Here is a 15,319-nt window from a genome sequence, read left to right as displayed (position 1 = left end):
CTCAAGGCAGCCATTCAACCCGCACCGTGCTGCCCGAACCCCGCACACACCGATAGCCGATAAAGGAATTCTTGCCCATGTCCGTCCGCCCTCAACAACCGACTCCCCTCGCGCTGGCCATCATGCTGGCCTTTGCCGCCCCTGCCAGCGCGCTGGCGCAACAGGCCGCCACCTTGCCTGCCGTGACCGTCTCGGCCAGCGCCCTGGCCCTGGGCAGCGACGACATGAGCACCCCAGTGACCGTGCTGGAAGGCGAGGCACTGGTGCTGGCAAGGTCAGCGACCCTCGGCGAAACCCTGGCCGGCCAGCCCGGCATCACGTCCAGCCATTTCGGCGCCGGCGCCAGCCGTCCCATCATCCGCGGCATGGATGGTCCGCGCGTCAAGGTGCTGTCCGATGGCGCCGAAGTGCAGGACGCGTCGACCATCAGCCCCGACCATGCCGTCGCGGCCGAACCGATGCTGTCGGAACAGATTGAAGTCTTGCGCGGCCCGTCCGCGCTGGCCTATGGCGGCGGCGCCGTCGGCGGCGTGGTCAATGTGATCGACAAGAAAATCCCCACGCGCGTGCCGGCAAAAGGATTTGAAGGCAGCGCGGAAGTGCGCGCCAACTCGGCGGCGCGCGAAAAGGCGGGCGCCTTTGAAGTCACTGGCGGCTCCGGCAATATCGCCTTCCACACGGAAGGCGTCAAGCGCGACGCGAAGGAATACAAGGTCGGCAACGGCTGGGAAGGCGGCTCGAAAGTCGGCGGCAGCTACAACAAGACGGACACGGGCAGCGTGGGCGTGTCGTGGGTGGGGCAACGCGGCTTCCTGGGCCTGGCCTTCACCAGCCAGCACACGGAATACGGCTTGCCTGGCCACAACCACGAATTCGAAAGCTGCCACCCGCACGGCGCGCACCTGCACTGCGGCGGCCACGAGGGCCACGACCATGGCGATGAAGACGAGCATGACCACGACCACGAAAATGGCGCCGTGCCCTACGTGAAGCTGAAAAGCGAGCGCTGGGACGTGCGCGGCGAATTGCGCGATCCCGTGCCCGGCTTCGCCAAGCTGCGCCTGCGCGCTTCGTTCACCGATTACAAGCACGATGAAATCGAAGGCACGGAAGTGGCCACCACATTTAAAAACAAGGGCCACGACGCGCGCCTGGAAATGGAACACCACCCCGTCTTCGGCTGGCGCGGCGTGGTCGGCCTGCAAACGTCGAAGCGCGATTTCTCGGCCCTGGGCGAGGAAGCGTATGTGGCACCCACCGTCACGAAAAAGCATGCGGCCTTCCTGGTCGAAGAATACAAGCTGGACCAATGGCGCTTCGAGGCGGGCTTGCGCCACGAATGGCAAGACATTGCGGTCGACAGCGCCACCTTGCAGGACCGCAGCGCCAGGGGCACGTCGGTCTCGCTGGGCGCCGTGTGGAAATTCGCACCGCAGTATTCGCTCGGTTCGACCATTTCCCGCACGCACCGCCTGCCGAGCGCCGAGGAACTGTATGCGCACGGCGTGCACATGGCCACGGCCACGTATGAACTGGGCAATCAAAACCTGGGCAAGGAAACGTCGAACAATATCGACTTGACCCTGCGCAAATATGCGGGCGCCACGACCTTCTCGGCCAGCGCCTACCGCAACAAGGTCGACAACTACATCTTCGGCTCCACCCTGGACAGCCACGAAGGCTTCCAGCTGATCCAGTACGCCCAGCGCGACGCCACGTTTACGGGTGTCGAAGGGCAAGTGCGCCAGCAATTGAACCCCATGTTCGGCGCCAGCGTGTTCGGCGACTATGTGCGGGCCAAGCTGGCCAATGATGGTGGCAACTTGCCGCGTATCCCGGCCCAGCGCTTCGGCGTGAAGGTCGACGCCAACTGGCAGGCGTGGAGCGGCGTGGCCGAGTTCTACCGCGTGGGCAAGCAAGACAAGGTGGCCGCGTTCGAAACGGCAACCCCGGGCTACAACATGCTGAACCTGTCCGCCAACTACGACACGCGCATCGGCACCACGCCGGCCCAGTTCTACATCAAGGCCAACAATTTGACGAATGAACTGGCGTACAGCCATACCTCGTTCATCAAGAACGCGGCGCCTTTGATGGGACGCAATGTCACCGTTGGCATGCGCGTGACTTTCTAAGCTGTTTGAAACGTAGGTCGGCTTAGCGCGCAAGCGCGTAAGCCGACAACACCAATAACGTCAACAATGTTGTCGGATTACGCGGGGCTTTGCCCCGTTAATCCGACCTACGCCATGGATGGAATAATATCGATCCTGTCCGTGCAAAACCCATCCACGCCCCAGGCCAGCAGTTCGCTGGCCCGTTCCGGCGTGTTGACGGTGTAGCAGAACAGTCCGTATCCCGCCTCCTTGACCTCTCGCGCCAGTTCCGGCGTCAGCTGCTGGTGGTCGCAATGAATCGCCACCACGCCCAGTTCCTCTGCCTTTTTCGCCCAGCCATCCGGTATCTGTTCGACCAGCCAGCCGCGTGGCAGTTCCGGCGCCGCCTGGCGCGCCGCCTGCAAGGCGTCGACGCTGAACGACGAGAGCAGCGGCAATAACTCTCCTGCAGCAATTTCCTGCGCGAAATAATCGCGCGTGGCCCGCGCCACCGCCTCGCCCGTGGCCACGTCGAAGCCGGGTGCCGGCTTGATTTCGATATTCATCCAGATGTGCTGCGCCTTGCAATACGCCACCACGGCAGCGAACGTGGGCACGCCCTCGCCCGTGAAGGCGGGACCGAACCAGGCGCCCGCCTCCATGGCCCCCAGCTGCGCGGCCGTGTAGTCGCTGACGGCGCCGCTGCCGGCCACGGTGCGGCCCAGTTCCGGGTCGTGCACGACGACGGGCACGCCGTCGGACGCCAGCATGACGTCGAATTCCACGGCGCGGTAGCCGTAGGCCAGGCCGCAGCGCAGGGCGGCCAGGGTGTTTTCAGGCGCCAGGGTGCCGCCGCCGCGGTGCGCCAGGGTGCGTGGATAGGGCCACATGGTATTTCCTCTCTCGCGATTGTCTTGCCATCATCTCGTGCCGCAGCGGCGGTGTAAAGGATGCCGTCATGCGATTGGCGCCACCTGCGCCCCGTTTCGTCGCAGCGCCATTGCGTCCGCATGCGGGGGCGCCGATAATTGCCGCATTATCAACCGGAGCACCACGCTGAAAGCCGTCCCGCATGCCCACCACCGATACCGTCCCGCGCAAGACGGGCTTTCCCTACCGGCGCCTGCTGGCCGATGCGCGCTATGCGCTGCTGCTCAATGTGCTGTGTGCGCTGTTCGTTACCTACGTGCTGAGCGGCGGACAAAGTTTCTGGCTCAACCTGCTGGCCTCGATGTGCATCGGCGGCATCGTCTTCCTGCTGATCGACGGCATCCGCCTGGCATGGTGGGGCGAGCAGCAGCGTGCCCCATTGCTGCCTTTCACCATCCTCGTCGTCGCCAGCGCCGCCGTGGCGCAGGTGGCCGGCACGATGCTGTTCGGCTGGCTGGCGCAGATCGACGTTCCCGCACCCATCGCCATGTCGCCGCGCAATATCGGCATGACGGTTTTCACGCTGGCGGCGGCGGGGGCGGCCATCCTCTTCTTTGCCAGCCGCGACAAGATCAATCGCCTGCAGGCGCAAGCCGCCCAGGAAAAAGCCCGCGCCGAATCCGTGGCGCGCCAGGCCATGCAGGCGCAGCTGCAACTGCTGCAGGCGCAGATCGAGCCGCACATGCTGTTCAATACCCTGGCCAACCTGCAGGGACTGATCAGCTTTGATCCGGACCGCGCCCAGCTGCTGCTCGATCAATTGATCCAGTACTTGCGCGCCACCCTGTCTTCCTCGCGCGCCGAGTCCACCACCCTGGCGCAGGAGTTCTCCCTCATGCAAGCCTACCTGGGCCTGATGTCGATCCGCATGGGCGCGCGCCTGAGCTTTACGCTGGACTTGCCCGAGGCCTTGCGCCAGATCAAGGTGCCGCCCATGCTGCTGCAGCCGCTGGTGGAAAACGCCATCCAGCACGGCCTGGAGCCGAAGATCGAAGGCGGCCACGTCCACGTGCGGGCAGCCGCCGATGGCGGCATGCTGATCCTGACGGTTGCCGACGATGGCCTGGGCCTCGATCATCCGGGCCTATCCAAGGGCACGCAGCTGGGCGTGGCGAACATCCGCGAACGCCTGCACGGCATGCATGGCGAGACCGCCAGCCTGGCGCTGGCCGCCAACACGCCGGCAGGCGTCGTCGCCCGCCTTCAATTACCGATCCACTCCACCACCGCGAGCCCCACGCCATGAGCAGCCCCACCCCGCGCGCCCTGATCGCCGAAGACGAACCCATACTCGCCGCCGCCCTCGCGCATGCCCTGCGCCGGCTGTGGCCGGAACTCGACATCGTCGCCACCTGCCCCAACGGCGTGGAAGCCCTGCGGCAAGGCCTGGCCCTGCAGCCCGACATACTATTTCTCGACATCAAAATGCCGGGCAAGACGGGCCTGGAAGCGGCCGAGGAACTGGCGGAACAGTGGCCGGACGGCGTCGCGTTTCCCCACATCGTGTTCGTCACCGCCTACGATGAATACGCGCTGGCCGCCTTCGAGCACGCGGCCGCCGATTACGTCTTAAAACCGGTCAATGATGCGCGCCTGGGCAAGACGGTGGAACGCCTGCAGCAGCGCTTGCGCGACAGCGCTGGCGGTACGGCAACAGCCGCCGCCACGGCGGCGCCAGCGACGGCGACCGTCACCGCGTCCGCCGGCGACGACAACCTGGCCCGCCTGCTGGCCCAGCTGCAAGCCATGCTGCCGCCCGCGCCGCGCCTGCAGATGATACGGGCGGCCGTCGGCAACAGCGTGCGCATGATCGCGCTGGCCGACGTCGTGTATTTCGAGGCGCTGGACAAATACATCAACGTCGTGTGCCAGGACAGCGAAGCGCTGATACGCACGAGCCTGAAGGAGCTGCTGCCCCAGCTGGACCCGCAACAGTTCTGGCAAATCCACCGCGGCACCATCGTCAATGCGAGTGCCATCGCCACGGCCATCCGCGACGAGGCGGGCAAGCTGTCGCTGACCCTGCGCCAGCATCCGGCGCAACTGCGCGTCAGTCCCTTATATGCGCATCTGTTCCGCCAGATGTAAGCTAGTGCAACTGGTGCTTCAGGTCCGACAGTTCATCGTGGACTTTCTGCACGGCACTCTTCATTTCCGGCGTCAGGCTGGCCGCCGTGCCGCAGGCCCGCTTGGCGCGGTCGCCCAGCGATTCCATCTGGTCGACGGCTTGCCGGATACGCGCATCGTCTTGCGTGTCGATGGCCTGGCGCACGGCGCTCTTTTGCTGGTCCAGCTGGTCGATGCAATCCTTCAAGTCCATCGGCATGCCCTGCTGCCTGCCGCACAGCTGGGCCGCCTGGCCGATCGCATGTTCGATGGCGCCAAAGCGCCGTGCCACTTCCTTTGCCTGCATCATGATGACCTCCTGTTCGCATGGTATCCGGGTTGGATCGCCAGGCCGGCGCAGGGTTCCCCGCCAGCGGCCAGGGCATTGAAATTTCCATGAGGCACTTTTTTGTAAGCGCTTGTGACATTTTAGACAATGATCAAATACCTCAGCTACATTGGCGTACCTGAACCACCAAGCCAACCATGACCTCGCTGCCACCCCTGCCCCGCCGCGCTCCCGGCCTGCTGCTGATCGTCCTGCTGCACGCGGGGCTGGCCTATGTCGTGCTGCAGTCGCGGCCCCGCCTTGCCGCTGACGAGCACCTGCCGCAGGGCCCGGCCATCGCCTGGCTGCGCTACACGGCCCCTGCGCCGCCCAGGCCCGTACCCGTACCCGTACGCGTACCATTACCCAGCGCAAAACCGAACGCTGAAAGCGTGCCGCGTCTGCCGAGTCTGCCCGTCCCGGCGCCCGCCAGCCGCCCCTTGCCGCCACCGGCCATCGAGCCGGCGCCGGCACCGGCAGCGCCGGAAGCGATCACGGCGCCGCCAGCGCCGAGCGCCGCCGATATCCTGGCGCAAGCCAAGCGCGACGTGGGCAAGATCGACAAGGATTTACGCAAGGAATTTCCCCGGCGCGGAGAACAAAAACTCGAGGACACGGGCTTCAAGCGCATGCAGCAGGGCTTTGCCGAAGCCTACGCGGCCGTGCCGCCGAAATGGTACGAGGCGTCAAAGATCGAGGAAGTGGGCGCGAATGAGGCCAGGGGCAGCCGCACGTATAAAATCACCAGCGCGCTGGGCACCCTGTGCGTGACCACGCGCGCCGGCAAGCAGGGGGAAACGATGATCGGCATGTGCCCCAAATAGCGGGCTTCAAGCCGCCGCCTCGCGCGCGCCCAGCGGCTGCAGATGGCGCAGGCGCAAGGCGATCAGCACGCCGCCGCCCAGGCACAGGCCCAGCATGATGATGACGCCCGTCCAGCCGTCGAAGCCCCACATCATGCCCGAGGCGGAACCGATCAGGCTCGATCCCAGGTAATAGAACAGCAGGTAGAAGGCCGAGGCCAGTGCCTGCGGCGCGCGGGCGCGGCGGCTGACCCAGCTGCTGGCGATCGAATGCGAGGCAAAGAAACCGAAGGTAGCCAGCGCCATGCCGATGACGATCAGCGGCAGCGAGTCGAACAGGGTCAATACTATGCCGGACAGCATCAGCGACAGCATGATCCACAGCACGCCCCGCCGTCCCAGGCGGTCCACCAGGCGTCCCGCCCAGACGGAACTGAAGATGCCGATCAGATACAAAAAGGCCAGCAAGCCGACCGTGCTCTGGCGCAAGCCAAATGGCGCGGCCAGCAAGCGGTAGCCGATGTAGTTGTACAGGCTGACGAAACACCCCATCAGCACGAACGCCAGGCAAAACAGCCACGGCAAGCCCCGGTCGGAAAAATGCTGCTTGATGGCATGCGGCAAGGCGTTCCAACCCTTGGTACTGGGCACGAAGTTTTTTGATGCGGGCAGGCTGCGCCAGAATTCCGCCGCCGCCAGCACGCCGGCCACGCCCAGCACGCCCAAGGCCCAGCGCCACGACAGGAAATCGCTGAGCATGGAAGCGATCAAGCGCCCCGACATGCCGCCAAACGCGCTGCCCGCAATATACAAGCCCATCGACAAGCCCAGCGACGGCCCCTCGATCTCCTCGCCCAGGTAAGCCATGGCCACGGCCGGCATGCCGCCCAGGGCGACGCCCAGCGCGGCGCGGATGGCCAGCAGCTGCGCATAATCCTGCGCGAAGGCGGACAGGATCGTCAATATCGCGGCGGAAAACATCGACGCCACCATCAAGGGCTTGCGCCCCACCCGGTCCGAGACGGCGCTGAGCAGCACCAGCGAGATGGCCAGCAAGCCGCTCGACACGGACAGCGACCAGCTGCTTTGCGCGGGCGTCAGATGAAACTGCTGCGACAGCAGCGGGAACAGCGGCTGGATACAGTACAGCAAACTGAAGGTGGAAAAGCCGCCAAAGAACAGGGCGCGGTTGCTGCGCTTGAATTCGATGGACCCCTTGGCGATAGCCGAGCGGGGAGCGGGAGCGGGAGCGGAACCGGGCGCGGAAACCGGGATGGCAGACGAGGTGGCGGGGGCAAAGGCAAGCGATGAATCAGACATGGCCGTGTTTCGGAAAGGAAGCGAGTCTTCATCTTAGGATTGCCAACTCATATCGTCCAATATATATTCAAGGCCCAACTCATACTTTAAAACGATTACTGGACGAATATGGAACTGCGCCACCTGCGTTACTTCGTCGCCGTCGCCGAAGAGCTGCACTTCACGCGCGCGGCCGAGCGCCTGCACATCGGCCAGCCGCCGCTGAGCCAGCAGATCCAGGCGCTGGAGGGGGAACTCGGGGCGCAGTTGTTCGAGCGCAACAAGCGCTCCGTGCGCCTGACGCAGGCGGGCACGCTGTTCCTCGACGATGCGCGGCGCATCCTGGCCCTGTCGGAACAGGCGGCCGTGACGGCGCGCCGGGCCCAGCGGGGCGAAGCGGGCGAATTGCGCATCGGCTTTACCTTTTCCACGCCGTTTACGCCGTATTTTGCCACCGTCATCAACCGCTACCGCCAGCAGTTTCCCCACGTCACCTTGACCCTGCACGAGATGGCGACCTTGCATCAGCTGGAAGCGATCTCGGGCAGGACGATGGACCTGGGCTTCGTGCGCCCGCCGGAAACGACGTACCCGGACGACATCCGCCTCACCGAATTGCGCCAGGACCCGCTGTTCCTCGTGCTGCCCGTCGCCCACGCGCTAGCGGCCAAGGACAGCATCGCGATTGCCGACATGGCGGGCGAAGGTTTTGTCATGTACCCCAGGGATGCGGGCACGGGGATTTATCCGCAGATCTTTCGCCTGTGCAAGGCGGCCGGCTTCGTGCCCCAAGTCACGCAGGAAGCGGGCGAAGCGTCGACCATCATCGGCCTGGTGGCGGCCGGCTGCGGCATATCCGTGCTGCCCGCCTCGTTCGACCGCATCCGCATGGATGGCGTGTGCTACCGCCCCATCGCCGACCCGCAGGCGACCACCAGCCTGTTACTGGCACAAAGGGAGGAAGAGACGTCGCCGCTGGTGGCGGCATTCGTCAAGCTGGCCGAGGAAGCGGCCATGGAAGGGGGAGCGTAGGCCGGCGTGTCGGCTTACGCTGCGGCCGCGCCGCAGCTAAGCCGACCTACGGGACGCGCGCCGTCGCAGGCGTAGGTCGGATTAGCGGTGGCGAAGCCGCCGCGTAATCCGACACCAGCGGTCACGAATAATCCGCATCCAGCTCGGAACCCGCGTAATTCTCCAGGTCCTCGAACAAGCTCTTCATGCTGGCCCGCGTGAGGATCTTCTGCACCACGGTGCAGCTGCGGCGGTAGGCATCGATGCGGTCGAGCAAGACCGGGTGATGCTGCACAGGCACCTTGGCCACCAGGGCGGCCCAGCCTTCCTCGAAGTCGGGCTTGTTCTTGCGCACGGAACGCACGAAACGCTCGAACTCCTTCTGGCCCGTGCGCGCCACGATGCGCCCGCCGCCTTCGATGGCGAAGATGATGGCCAGGGCGATGACGCCTTCGGCATTCAGGTCGCTGTCGCTGACGGGGCCGTTGTCGTGGTGGCGGCGCAGCCAGCCGGCCAGGCGCACGACGGCTTGCACTTCCTTGCGCTGTTGCAACTGCAACGCATATTTTTCATAGCCGGCCCAGTTCTGGTTCGGGTCGGCCTGGCAAATATCGATGAACAGTTCGCGCAAACGGCGCTGCAAATACACGGGGTCCTGGTCGTACTCGCCGACGAGGGCGTCTTCGGGCAGCTGCGACAGTTCCTTGATCAGGCGGAAACCCACCTGGAACGCGTGCTCGGCGCCGTGCTCGACGAGGAAGTCGAGGGCGGCCTGGTCGCCTTCATGCGTGACGGCCTGTTCCAGGCCCAGCGAGACGCCGCCCACCGTCAGGTACAGCGCCTTCTGGATGCCGTCGGCCGTGCGCTCGTTCGTGAACTTTTCGGCCACCATGGCCGTGATGCCCGTCAATTCGTCGGCCAGGTTCAGCGCCGCGTCTTCGCGCGGGTCGCCCGGCAACAGTTTGATGGCGCGCACGAGGCGCGGAAGATTCTCTACAACAATTGCTGGCAGCATTAGTAATTCCCTGCTTTCATTACGAGAAAATGCCCGTGCCCAGGCTGCGGCGCGTGCTGGAACGCGGCGCGCTGCGCGTGCTCGGCACTTGCTTGCGCAGGCGGTACAGCAATTCCTTGGTACTGCGCTGCAACATGGTCGGCTCTTCGTCCGGATCGTCCGAGTATTCGGCGTCGGCCAGGTCGGCGCTGTGGCGGAAATCGGGGAAGAGTTCGAACAGCGAGCGGTCCCAGCCGTCTTCATTGGCTTGCGCCAGCTCGATGGCCAGCGGCACGACGTCGTTGTCGGACGAGGTCACGCCCGTCACGTACGGTCCCTTGATGACGATCTCGCCCGCCACTTCGAGGATTTCCTTCGGCGCCATCGAGAACAGGATGGCGAACGCCGTGGCGCCCCAGTCGGTGGCGGACGCTTCGAGCAGCAGCTCGCGGCGGCGCTCGGCGTCGTCGGTGGAAAACACCACGCCGTGGATGTGCGCGAACAGGGCTTCGGCGATGCGTTCCGGATCGTCCTCGATCTGGTCGTCGCTCCAGGTGGCGGCGATGAAGGCCAGGCTGTCGGCCCAGGCTTTCGGCGGCACCAGCAGGGTGGCCAGCGACATCTTGCCGCCGTCGAAGCCGGCCAGGTGCAGGGCCGTCACCTGCGGCGGGATGGCATTGAGCACTTCCACCACGGCCAGGTCGCCGTACTGGTCGGCCGCGTCGGCAAACGCCTGCTCGGCGTGGCCCAGCGAACCGGACAGCACCAATTCCGTGACCTGCTTCGTCAGCGCGGGAAGATTGCTTTTTTGTTCATCCTTGTTATCGGCCATGGTCATCTCCATCCTGGTCAAACATCTGGGCGAAATCGTCGGTGGCGGCATCTTCATCGTGCTCGTCGTCGCCGTCGTCATTGGCGGCCAGCTGGTCGAGCGACTGGTCGTCGTCGTCCCACAGGCGCGGATTCTTGTGCAGGAAGGCCGTGATGATGGCCTGGCGCGCCAGGTCGGGGAAGCTGTCTTCGATGGCGGCGTACATCTTCGCCGCTTCCGGCGCGGCGCAGGCGGCCATGGAGAACACGCGGGACGGGTCGCCGAACTCGTAGTCTTCGCTTTCGGCCAGCAAGCCTTTCGGGTCGCTGAAGGTGATGTGGTCGACCAGCGCGAAGGCCAGCATGTTCACGTCTTCGATGCCGCCGCCGCTGGCGTACTCGCTCACCAGCGCGTCGACCATGCTTTTATAGTTCTTGCGGTTCGGCGGGTCGCCGAGGATGCCGTCGATCTGGCCTTCCAGCTCGCGCGACTGGTACGCGAATTCAGGGTGTACTCTTCTCATGCTGTGCTTTCCAATGTGATGCGCGGCGCTATTACGTTAAAAGCGCCGTTGTTGTTGTTTTTAAAATCATTCAGGCTGACCGGACGGCCGCCAGCGTGCTTAGTCGGCCGGCAGTACCGTGCCGTGAAGGCGGAACACGCCGCACCACAGGGCATAGGCTTCCGCTTCCGGATCGATGATGATGCGGTGGTTCACGCTCTGGTCGTATTCGGCGCGCTTGGCCGGGTCGGCCAGGATTTCATACGCCTTGGTGACGCTCTTGAAGCGCGCCTCGGCGCCGGGGGCCTGGTTGCGGTCGGGGTGGAAGCGCATGGCCAGCGAACGGTAAACCTTCTTGATTTCATCGTCGCTGGCATTGGGCGCGACACCGAGGACGTTATACAAATTTTCCATAAATGGCTCCGGGGTCACGTTTTGTTTGCTAATTAAAGGCGAATTATCCTATAGAACGGCGCCCGCGTCGCTTGCATGCTGGGAAATGGGGGCAAATACGTGCTTATAAAGCGCTTGCGGTACGGTAAAATGCTCTTTACTGTCACTCTTCCGCATTGATCAATGAGCAACGATAAACCGAATACCGCCGCGCCAGCGCTGGCGCCCAATTTCTTGCGTAACATCATCGAAGCCGACCTGGCTGCCGGCACCCACGTGCGCCCCGGCCTGCCCCAGGTGATCACGCGTTTTCCGCCGGAACCGAACGGCTACCTGCACGTGGGCCATGCCAAGTCGATCTGCGTCAACTTCGGCCTGGCGCGCGATTACGCCGGCCAGTGCAACCTGCGCTTCGACGACACCAATCCGGCCAAGGAAGAGCAGGAATATGTCGACACCATCATGGACAGCGTGAAATGGCTGGGCTTTGACTGGGAACCGAAGACTGCCGATGGCCACAGCCACCTGCACTACGCGAGCGACTATTTCGACCAGCTGTACGCGATGGCCGAGTACCTGATCACGGCCGGTTTTGCCTACGTGGACAGCCAGAGCGCCGAAGACATGGCCGCCAACCGGGGCAATTTCGGCCAGGCCGGCAAGAATTCGCCGTTCCGCGACCGTCCGCGCGAGGAATCGCTGGCCCTGTTCCGCGCCATGAAGGCGGGCGAGTTCAAGGATGGCGAGCACATCCTGCGCGCGAAGATGAGCGAAGATGCCATGAGTTCGCCGAACATGAACTTGCGCGACCCGGCCATCTACCGCATCCGCCATGCGCACCACCACCGCACGGGCGACGCCTGGTGCATCTATCCGATGTACGACTACACGCATCCGATCTCGGACGCGCTGGAAAACATCACGCATTCGATCTGCACGCTGGAATTCCAGGACCACCGCCCGTTCTACGACTGGCTGCTGGAAACCCTGGCCGCCGGCGGCTTCTTCCAGCAACCGGTACCGCACCAGTTCGAATTCTCGCGCCTGAACCTGACGTATATCGTCACCAGCAAGCGCAAGCTGCGCCAGCTGGTGGAAGAACACATCGTCGACGGCTGGGACGACCCGCGCATGCCGACCCTGGTGGGCATGCGCCGCCGCGGCTACACGCCGGAAGCGATCCAATTGATGTGCGAACGCACGGGCGTGACCAAGTCCGACGGCTGGATCGACTACAGCGTGCTCGAAGGCTGCCTGCGCGAAGACCTGGACCCGAAGGCGCCGCGCACGGTGGCCGTGCTGCGTCCGTTGAAGTTGATTATCGACAACTTCCCCGAAAACGAGAGCGTCGAGTGCACGGCGCCCGTGCATCCGCACTTCCCGGAACGGGGCTTGCGCACCTTCCCCATCTCGCGCGAGCTGTGGATCGAGGAAGACGACTTCATGGAAGTGCCGAACAAGGGCTATTTCCGTTTGTATCCGCCGATCGACGACAAGCCGGGCAGCAAGGTACGCCTGCGCTACGGCTATGTGATCGAATGCACGGGCTACGACAAGGATGAAAACGGCAAGGTCATCGCCGTGCATTGCACGTATTTCCCGGACAGCAAGTCGGGCACGGAAGGCAGCGCCAACTACAAGGTCAAGGGCAATATGCACTGGGTCAGCGCGCCGACGGCGATTCCCGCCGAAGTACGCCTGTACGACCGCCTGTTCACCGATCCGCAGCCGGACGCGGGCGGCAAGGACTTCAAGCTGGCCCTGAATCCGCTGGCCAAGGAAGTGGTGCAGGCCTGGCTGGAACCGGGCGCGGAACTGGCCCAGCCGGAACAGCGCTTCCAGTTCGAGCGCCACGGCTATTTCGCGGCCGACCGCGTCGACAGCCAGCCTGGCAAGCCCGTCTTCAACCGCATCGTCACCCTGAAGGACAGCTGGCAGCCCGCGAAATAAGGGCTGGACGGCACATGAAAAAACCGCTGCGGCGGTTTTTTTTCGTTTTCGGCAGGCACTTGCCGACCTCCCCTTGCTGCATAACATTGCCTGTTGACTACACGGACGATAGTTTTGTATATTGTGCAGCTATTGAGCAATTTGCAATTCCAATAGCGTTTGCGCAACTGAACAAAGCCACCACACAGGCGGCACCGATTCCTCTTCATGATGCGGATGGCGATGTCTTCTCCTGCCGGCGAGAAACAGTTATTTTCGGAAAAGAAGCCTCTCTGGCTGCTCGGCTTCGCGCTTTCGCTGATGGTGGGCTTGCTGTTCTATATGGCGGCCTCGCTATCGATCGAAAACGATGCCAGCGAGCTGTTCAACAACCTGGCGCGCAATACCCGCCAAAACATCGAAACCCGCGTCAAGTCGTACGCCGACCTGCTGCGCGGCGCGGCCAGCCTGTTCCGCGCCAGCGAGCATGTGAGCCGCGAGCAGTTCCACCGCTATGCCACGCACATGGAACTGAAGCAGAACTTTCCCGGCGTGATGAATATCAATTACGCGCACGAATTGAGCGAGGCGCAGCGGCCCGCATTCGAAGCGGCCATGCGGCGCGACTATCCGCCCGGGCGCGACGGCTATCCCGCGTTTGCCATCGAGCCGCCAGGACCGGCCAGCCACTATTCCGTGCTCGTCTACCTGGAACCCATCGCCAGCGCCGTGGACAAGTATGGCCATGACATCGCTTCGCGGCCCCTGATCGCCGAAACGCTGGAGCAGTCGCGCGATTCTGGCCGCATCAGCAATTCCGGCATCCCCGTGCCGATGGAAGGCCGGCCGCAACTGACGGGCATGGCCATGCGCCTGCCCGTGTATCGCATCGGCATGCCGATCGACACGGTGGCACAGCGGCGCGCCGCCTACCAGGGTTCGGTCGGCATCGGCTTCGACCTGGCCGCGATGATGCGCAGCGTGCTGGCGGACATGCCGGTGCGCAACGTCCGCCTGACCCTGTTCGACATCGGCCCGCAAGCGATGGCGCCGCTGGATCTGCCGCACGACATGCGGCCCATCTTCGACAGCACGGTGGCGGGCATGCACTCGCCCTGGTGGCAGCCCGGCAACTCGGGGAAATACCTGAGCAGCACCATGCTGATCGATTACAACGGCCGCATATGGCAAGCGCTGTTCAGCGTGCGCAAGAGCGACCTGTATACGCGCTTCGACGCCTTCCTGCCCTGGCTGGCCCTGCTGGTGGGCTTTACCAGCGCCATGCTGCTGTACACCCTGTTTTACACCTTGTCGTCGTCGCGCCGGCGCGCGATCCAGATGGCCACGGGCATGACGGAAGAATTGCGGGCCAGCCAGATCCGCCTGCAAGTGTCGCACCAGAAACTACGCCGCCTGGCAGCCCACGCCGACCAGATCAAGGAAGAAGAGCGCAAGCGCATCGCGCGCGAAATCCACGACGACCTGGGGCAGAACCTGCTGGTGCTGCGCATCGATGCCGACATGCTGGCCTCGCGCACGCAGCGTCGCCACCCGCGCCTCAATGCCCGCGCCCGCTCCACCCTGGAGCAGATCGATGCCACGATCAAGAGCGTGCGCCAGATCATCAACGACTTGCGCCCGACCGTGCTCGACCTCGGGGTGAATGCCGCCGTGGAATGGCAAGTGGCGCAATTCCGCCTGCGCACAGGCATCGCCTGCGAGGTAAGCGAAAGCCACGACGATATTTGCCTGAGCGACCAGTGCGCCACGGCCCTGTTCCGCATCCTGCAGGAATCGCTGAGCAATATCTCGCAGCATGCGAACGCCAGCCGGGTACAGGTCAAGCTGGAAAAGTGCAGCGACACGGTGTCGATGAGCGTGTGCGACAACGGCGTGGGCGCCGCCGCCGACGGGCGCAACAAGCAGGGTTCCTTCGGCCTGGTCGGCATCGAGGAGCGCATCAAGTTGCTGGGCGGCACCTTGCATATCGAAAGCAGTCCCGGCGCCGGCATGAGCGTGCACGTCAGCGTACCGCTGGGAGCCGACGCCACCCGTTTTCCCTACCAGGAAGACAGCAAGGCCAGCGCCTGACACGGCCTGGCGCACGATAGTTAGCA

14 protein-coding genes are annotated in these 15,319 nt (G+C 64.2%); 7 read left to right on the top strand and 7 right to left on the bottom strand.

The features are described 5' to 3' along the window. The first annotated feature begins 77 nt into the window (after positions 1-77). The gene (locus AC3RCJ_RS07515; protein WP_492960435.1) at positions 78-2,135 is read left to right on the top strand and encodes a TonB-dependent receptor domain-containing protein; all 2,058 of its coding nucleotides are present in this window, start codon (positions 78-80) and stop codon (positions 2,133-2,135) included. Between the two features lie 107 nt (positions 2,136-2,242). On the opposite strand, the gene ugpQ is transcribed toward AC3RCJ_RS07515, so the two are convergent. Next, complete coding sequence (ugpQ, locus tag AC3RCJ_RS07510) at positions 2,243-2,986, bottom strand: glycerophosphodiester phosphodiesterase (protein WP_492960433.1); 744 nt, start codon at positions 2,984-2,986, stop codon at positions 2,243-2,245. 182 nt (positions 2,987-3,168) lie between these two features. Here ugpQ and AC3RCJ_RS07505 point away from each other — a divergent pair, with 182 nt between their 5' ends. Together AC3RCJ_RS07505 and AC3RCJ_RS07500 are read left to right on the top strand one after the other, a co-directional pair. Next, a complete protein-coding gene (locus AC3RCJ_RS07505) occupies positions 3,169-4,272 on the top strand; it encodes a sensor histidine kinase (RefSeq protein WP_492960431.1) in 1,104 nt (367 codons plus the stop codon). Then, the gene (locus AC3RCJ_RS07500) at positions 4,269-5,114 is read left to right on the top strand and encodes a LytR/AlgR family response regulator transcription factor (protein ID WP_492960429.1); all 846 of its coding nucleotides are present in this window, start codon (positions 4,269-4,271) and stop codon (positions 5,112-5,114) included. The genes AC3RCJ_RS07505 and AC3RCJ_RS07500 overlap by 4 nt, the downstream gene beginning before the upstream one ends. A gap of 1 nt (position 5,115) precedes the next feature. Here AC3RCJ_RS07500 and AC3RCJ_RS07495 read toward each other — a convergent pair whose 3' ends face one another. Next, the gene (locus AC3RCJ_RS07495) at positions 5,116-5,442 is read right to left on the bottom strand and encodes a hypothetical protein (RefSeq protein WP_492960427.1); all 327 of its coding nucleotides are present in this window, start codon (positions 5,440-5,442) and stop codon (positions 5,116-5,118) included. A 176-nt stretch (positions 5,443-5,618) separates the two neighbouring features. Between AC3RCJ_RS07495 and AC3RCJ_RS07490 the strand changes: the two genes are divergently transcribed. Beyond that, a complete protein-coding gene (locus AC3RCJ_RS07490; protein ID WP_492960425.1) occupies positions 5,619-6,284 on the top strand; it encodes a hypothetical protein in 666 nt (221 codons plus the stop codon). Between the two features lie 6 nt (positions 6,285-6,290). On the opposite strand, the gene AC3RCJ_RS07485 is transcribed toward AC3RCJ_RS07490, so the two are convergent. Then, positions 6,291-7,583, bottom strand: coding sequence for an MFS transporter (locus tag AC3RCJ_RS07485; protein ID WP_492960423.1), 1,293 nt, complete (start codon positions 7,581-7,583; stop codon positions 6,291-6,293). A gap of 108 nt (positions 7,584-7,691) precedes the next feature. Between AC3RCJ_RS07485 and AC3RCJ_RS07480 the strand changes: the two genes are divergently transcribed. Continuing rightward, a complete protein-coding gene (locus AC3RCJ_RS07480) occupies positions 7,692-8,594 on the top strand; it encodes a LysR family transcriptional regulator (RefSeq protein WP_492960421.1) in 903 nt (300 codons plus the stop codon). 121 nt (positions 8,595-8,715) lie between these two features. On the opposite strand, the gene AC3RCJ_RS07475 is transcribed toward AC3RCJ_RS07480, so the two are convergent. The 4 genes from AC3RCJ_RS07475 to AC3RCJ_RS07460 form a co-directional block, all read right to left on the bottom strand. After that, the gene (locus AC3RCJ_RS07475; protein ID WP_492960419.1) at positions 8,716-9,588 is read right to left on the bottom strand and encodes a hypothetical protein; all 873 of its coding nucleotides are present in this window, start codon (positions 9,586-9,588) and stop codon (positions 8,716-8,718) included. 19 nt (positions 9,589-9,607) lie between these two features. Further along, complete coding sequence (locus tag AC3RCJ_RS07470) at positions 9,608-10,399, bottom strand: hypothetical protein (RefSeq protein ID WP_492960417.1); 792 nt, start codon at positions 10,397-10,399, stop codon at positions 9,608-9,610. After that, the gene (locus tag AC3RCJ_RS07465; protein ID WP_492960415.1) at positions 10,389-10,901 is read right to left on the bottom strand and encodes a hypothetical protein; all 513 of its coding nucleotides are present in this window, start codon (positions 10,899-10,901) and stop codon (positions 10,389-10,391) included. Before AC3RCJ_RS07465 ends, AC3RCJ_RS07470 begins: the two co-directional genes overlap by 11 nt. A gap of 99 nt (positions 10,902-11,000) precedes the next feature. Next, the gene (locus AC3RCJ_RS07460) at positions 11,001-11,294 is read right to left on the bottom strand and encodes a DnaJ domain-containing protein (protein WP_010395442.1); all 294 of its coding nucleotides are present in this window, start codon (positions 11,292-11,294) and stop codon (positions 11,001-11,003) included. Between the two features lie 162 nt (positions 11,295-11,456). Between AC3RCJ_RS07460 and AC3RCJ_RS07455 the strand changes: the two genes are divergently transcribed. Beyond that, complete coding sequence (locus AC3RCJ_RS07455) at positions 11,457-13,223, top strand: glutamine--tRNA ligase/YqeY domain fusion protein (protein WP_492960413.1); 1,767 nt, start codon at positions 11,457-11,459, stop codon at positions 13,221-13,223. 222 nt (positions 13,224-13,445) lie between these two features. Continuing rightward, positions 13,446-15,293: a CHASE domain-containing protein gene (locus AC3RCJ_RS07450; protein ID WP_492960411.1), complete on the top strand. Its 1,848-nt coding sequence runs from the start codon at positions 13,446-13,448 to the stop codon at positions 15,291-15,293. Positions 15,294-15,319 lie beyond the last annotated feature (26 nt).

Source organism: Janthinobacterium sp. GW822-FHT07H11 (assembly GCF_058798615.1).
This window is presented reverse-complemented; position numbering and strand designations above follow the sequence as displayed.

Bases quoted from the DNA above. Each gene is read 5' to 3' on its own strand.
- AC3RCJ_RS07515 (WP_492960435.1), top strand. From the start codon at position 78: ATGTCCGTCCGCCCTCAACAACCGACTCCCCTCGCGCTGGCCATCATG.
- ugpQ (WP_492960433.1), bottom strand. From the start codon at position 2,986: ATGTGGCCCTATCCACGCACCCTGGCGCACCGCGGCGGCGGCACCCTG.
- AC3RCJ_RS07505 (WP_492960431.1), top strand. From the start codon at position 3,169: ATGCCCACCACCGATACCGTCCCGCGCAAGACGGGCTTTCCCTACCGG.
- AC3RCJ_RS07500 (WP_492960429.1), top strand. From the start codon at position 4,269: ATGAGCAGCCCCACCCCGCGCGCCCTGATCGCCGAAGACGAACCCATA.
- AC3RCJ_RS07495 (WP_492960427.1), bottom strand. From the start codon at position 5,442: ATGATGCAGGCAAAGGAAGTGGCACGGCGCTTTGGCGCCATCGAACAT.
- AC3RCJ_RS07490 (WP_492960425.1), top strand. From the start codon at position 5,619: ATGACCTCGCTGCCACCCCTGCCCCGCCGCGCTCCCGGCCTGCTGCTG.
- AC3RCJ_RS07485 (WP_492960423.1), bottom strand. From the start codon at position 7,583: ATGTCTGATTCATCGCTTGCCTTTGCCCCCGCCACCTCGTCTGCCATC.
- AC3RCJ_RS07480 (WP_492960421.1), top strand. From the start codon at position 7,692: ATGGAACTGCGCCACCTGCGTTACTTCGTCGCCGTCGCCGAAGAGCTG.
- AC3RCJ_RS07475 (WP_492960419.1), bottom strand. From the start codon at position 9,588: ATGCTGCCAGCAATTGTTGTAGAGAATCTTCCGCGCCTCGTGCGCGCC.
- AC3RCJ_RS07470 (WP_492960417.1), bottom strand. From the start codon at position 10,399: ATGGCCGATAACAAGGATGAACAAAAAAGCAATCTTCCCGCGCTGACG.
- AC3RCJ_RS07465 (WP_492960415.1), bottom strand. From the start codon at position 10,901: ATGAGAAGAGTACACCCTGAATTCGCGTACCAGTCGCGCGAGCTGGAA.
- AC3RCJ_RS07460 (WP_010395442.1), bottom strand. From the start codon at position 11,294: ATGGAAAATTTGTATAACGTCCTCGGTGTCGCGCCCAATGCCAGCGAC.
- AC3RCJ_RS07455 (WP_492960413.1), top strand. From the start codon at position 11,457: ATGAGCAACGATAAACCGAATACCGCCGCGCCAGCGCTGGCGCCCAAT.
- AC3RCJ_RS07450 (WP_492960411.1), top strand. From the start codon at position 13,446: ATGTCTTCTCCTGCCGGCGAGAAACAGTTATTTTCGGAAAAGAAGCCT.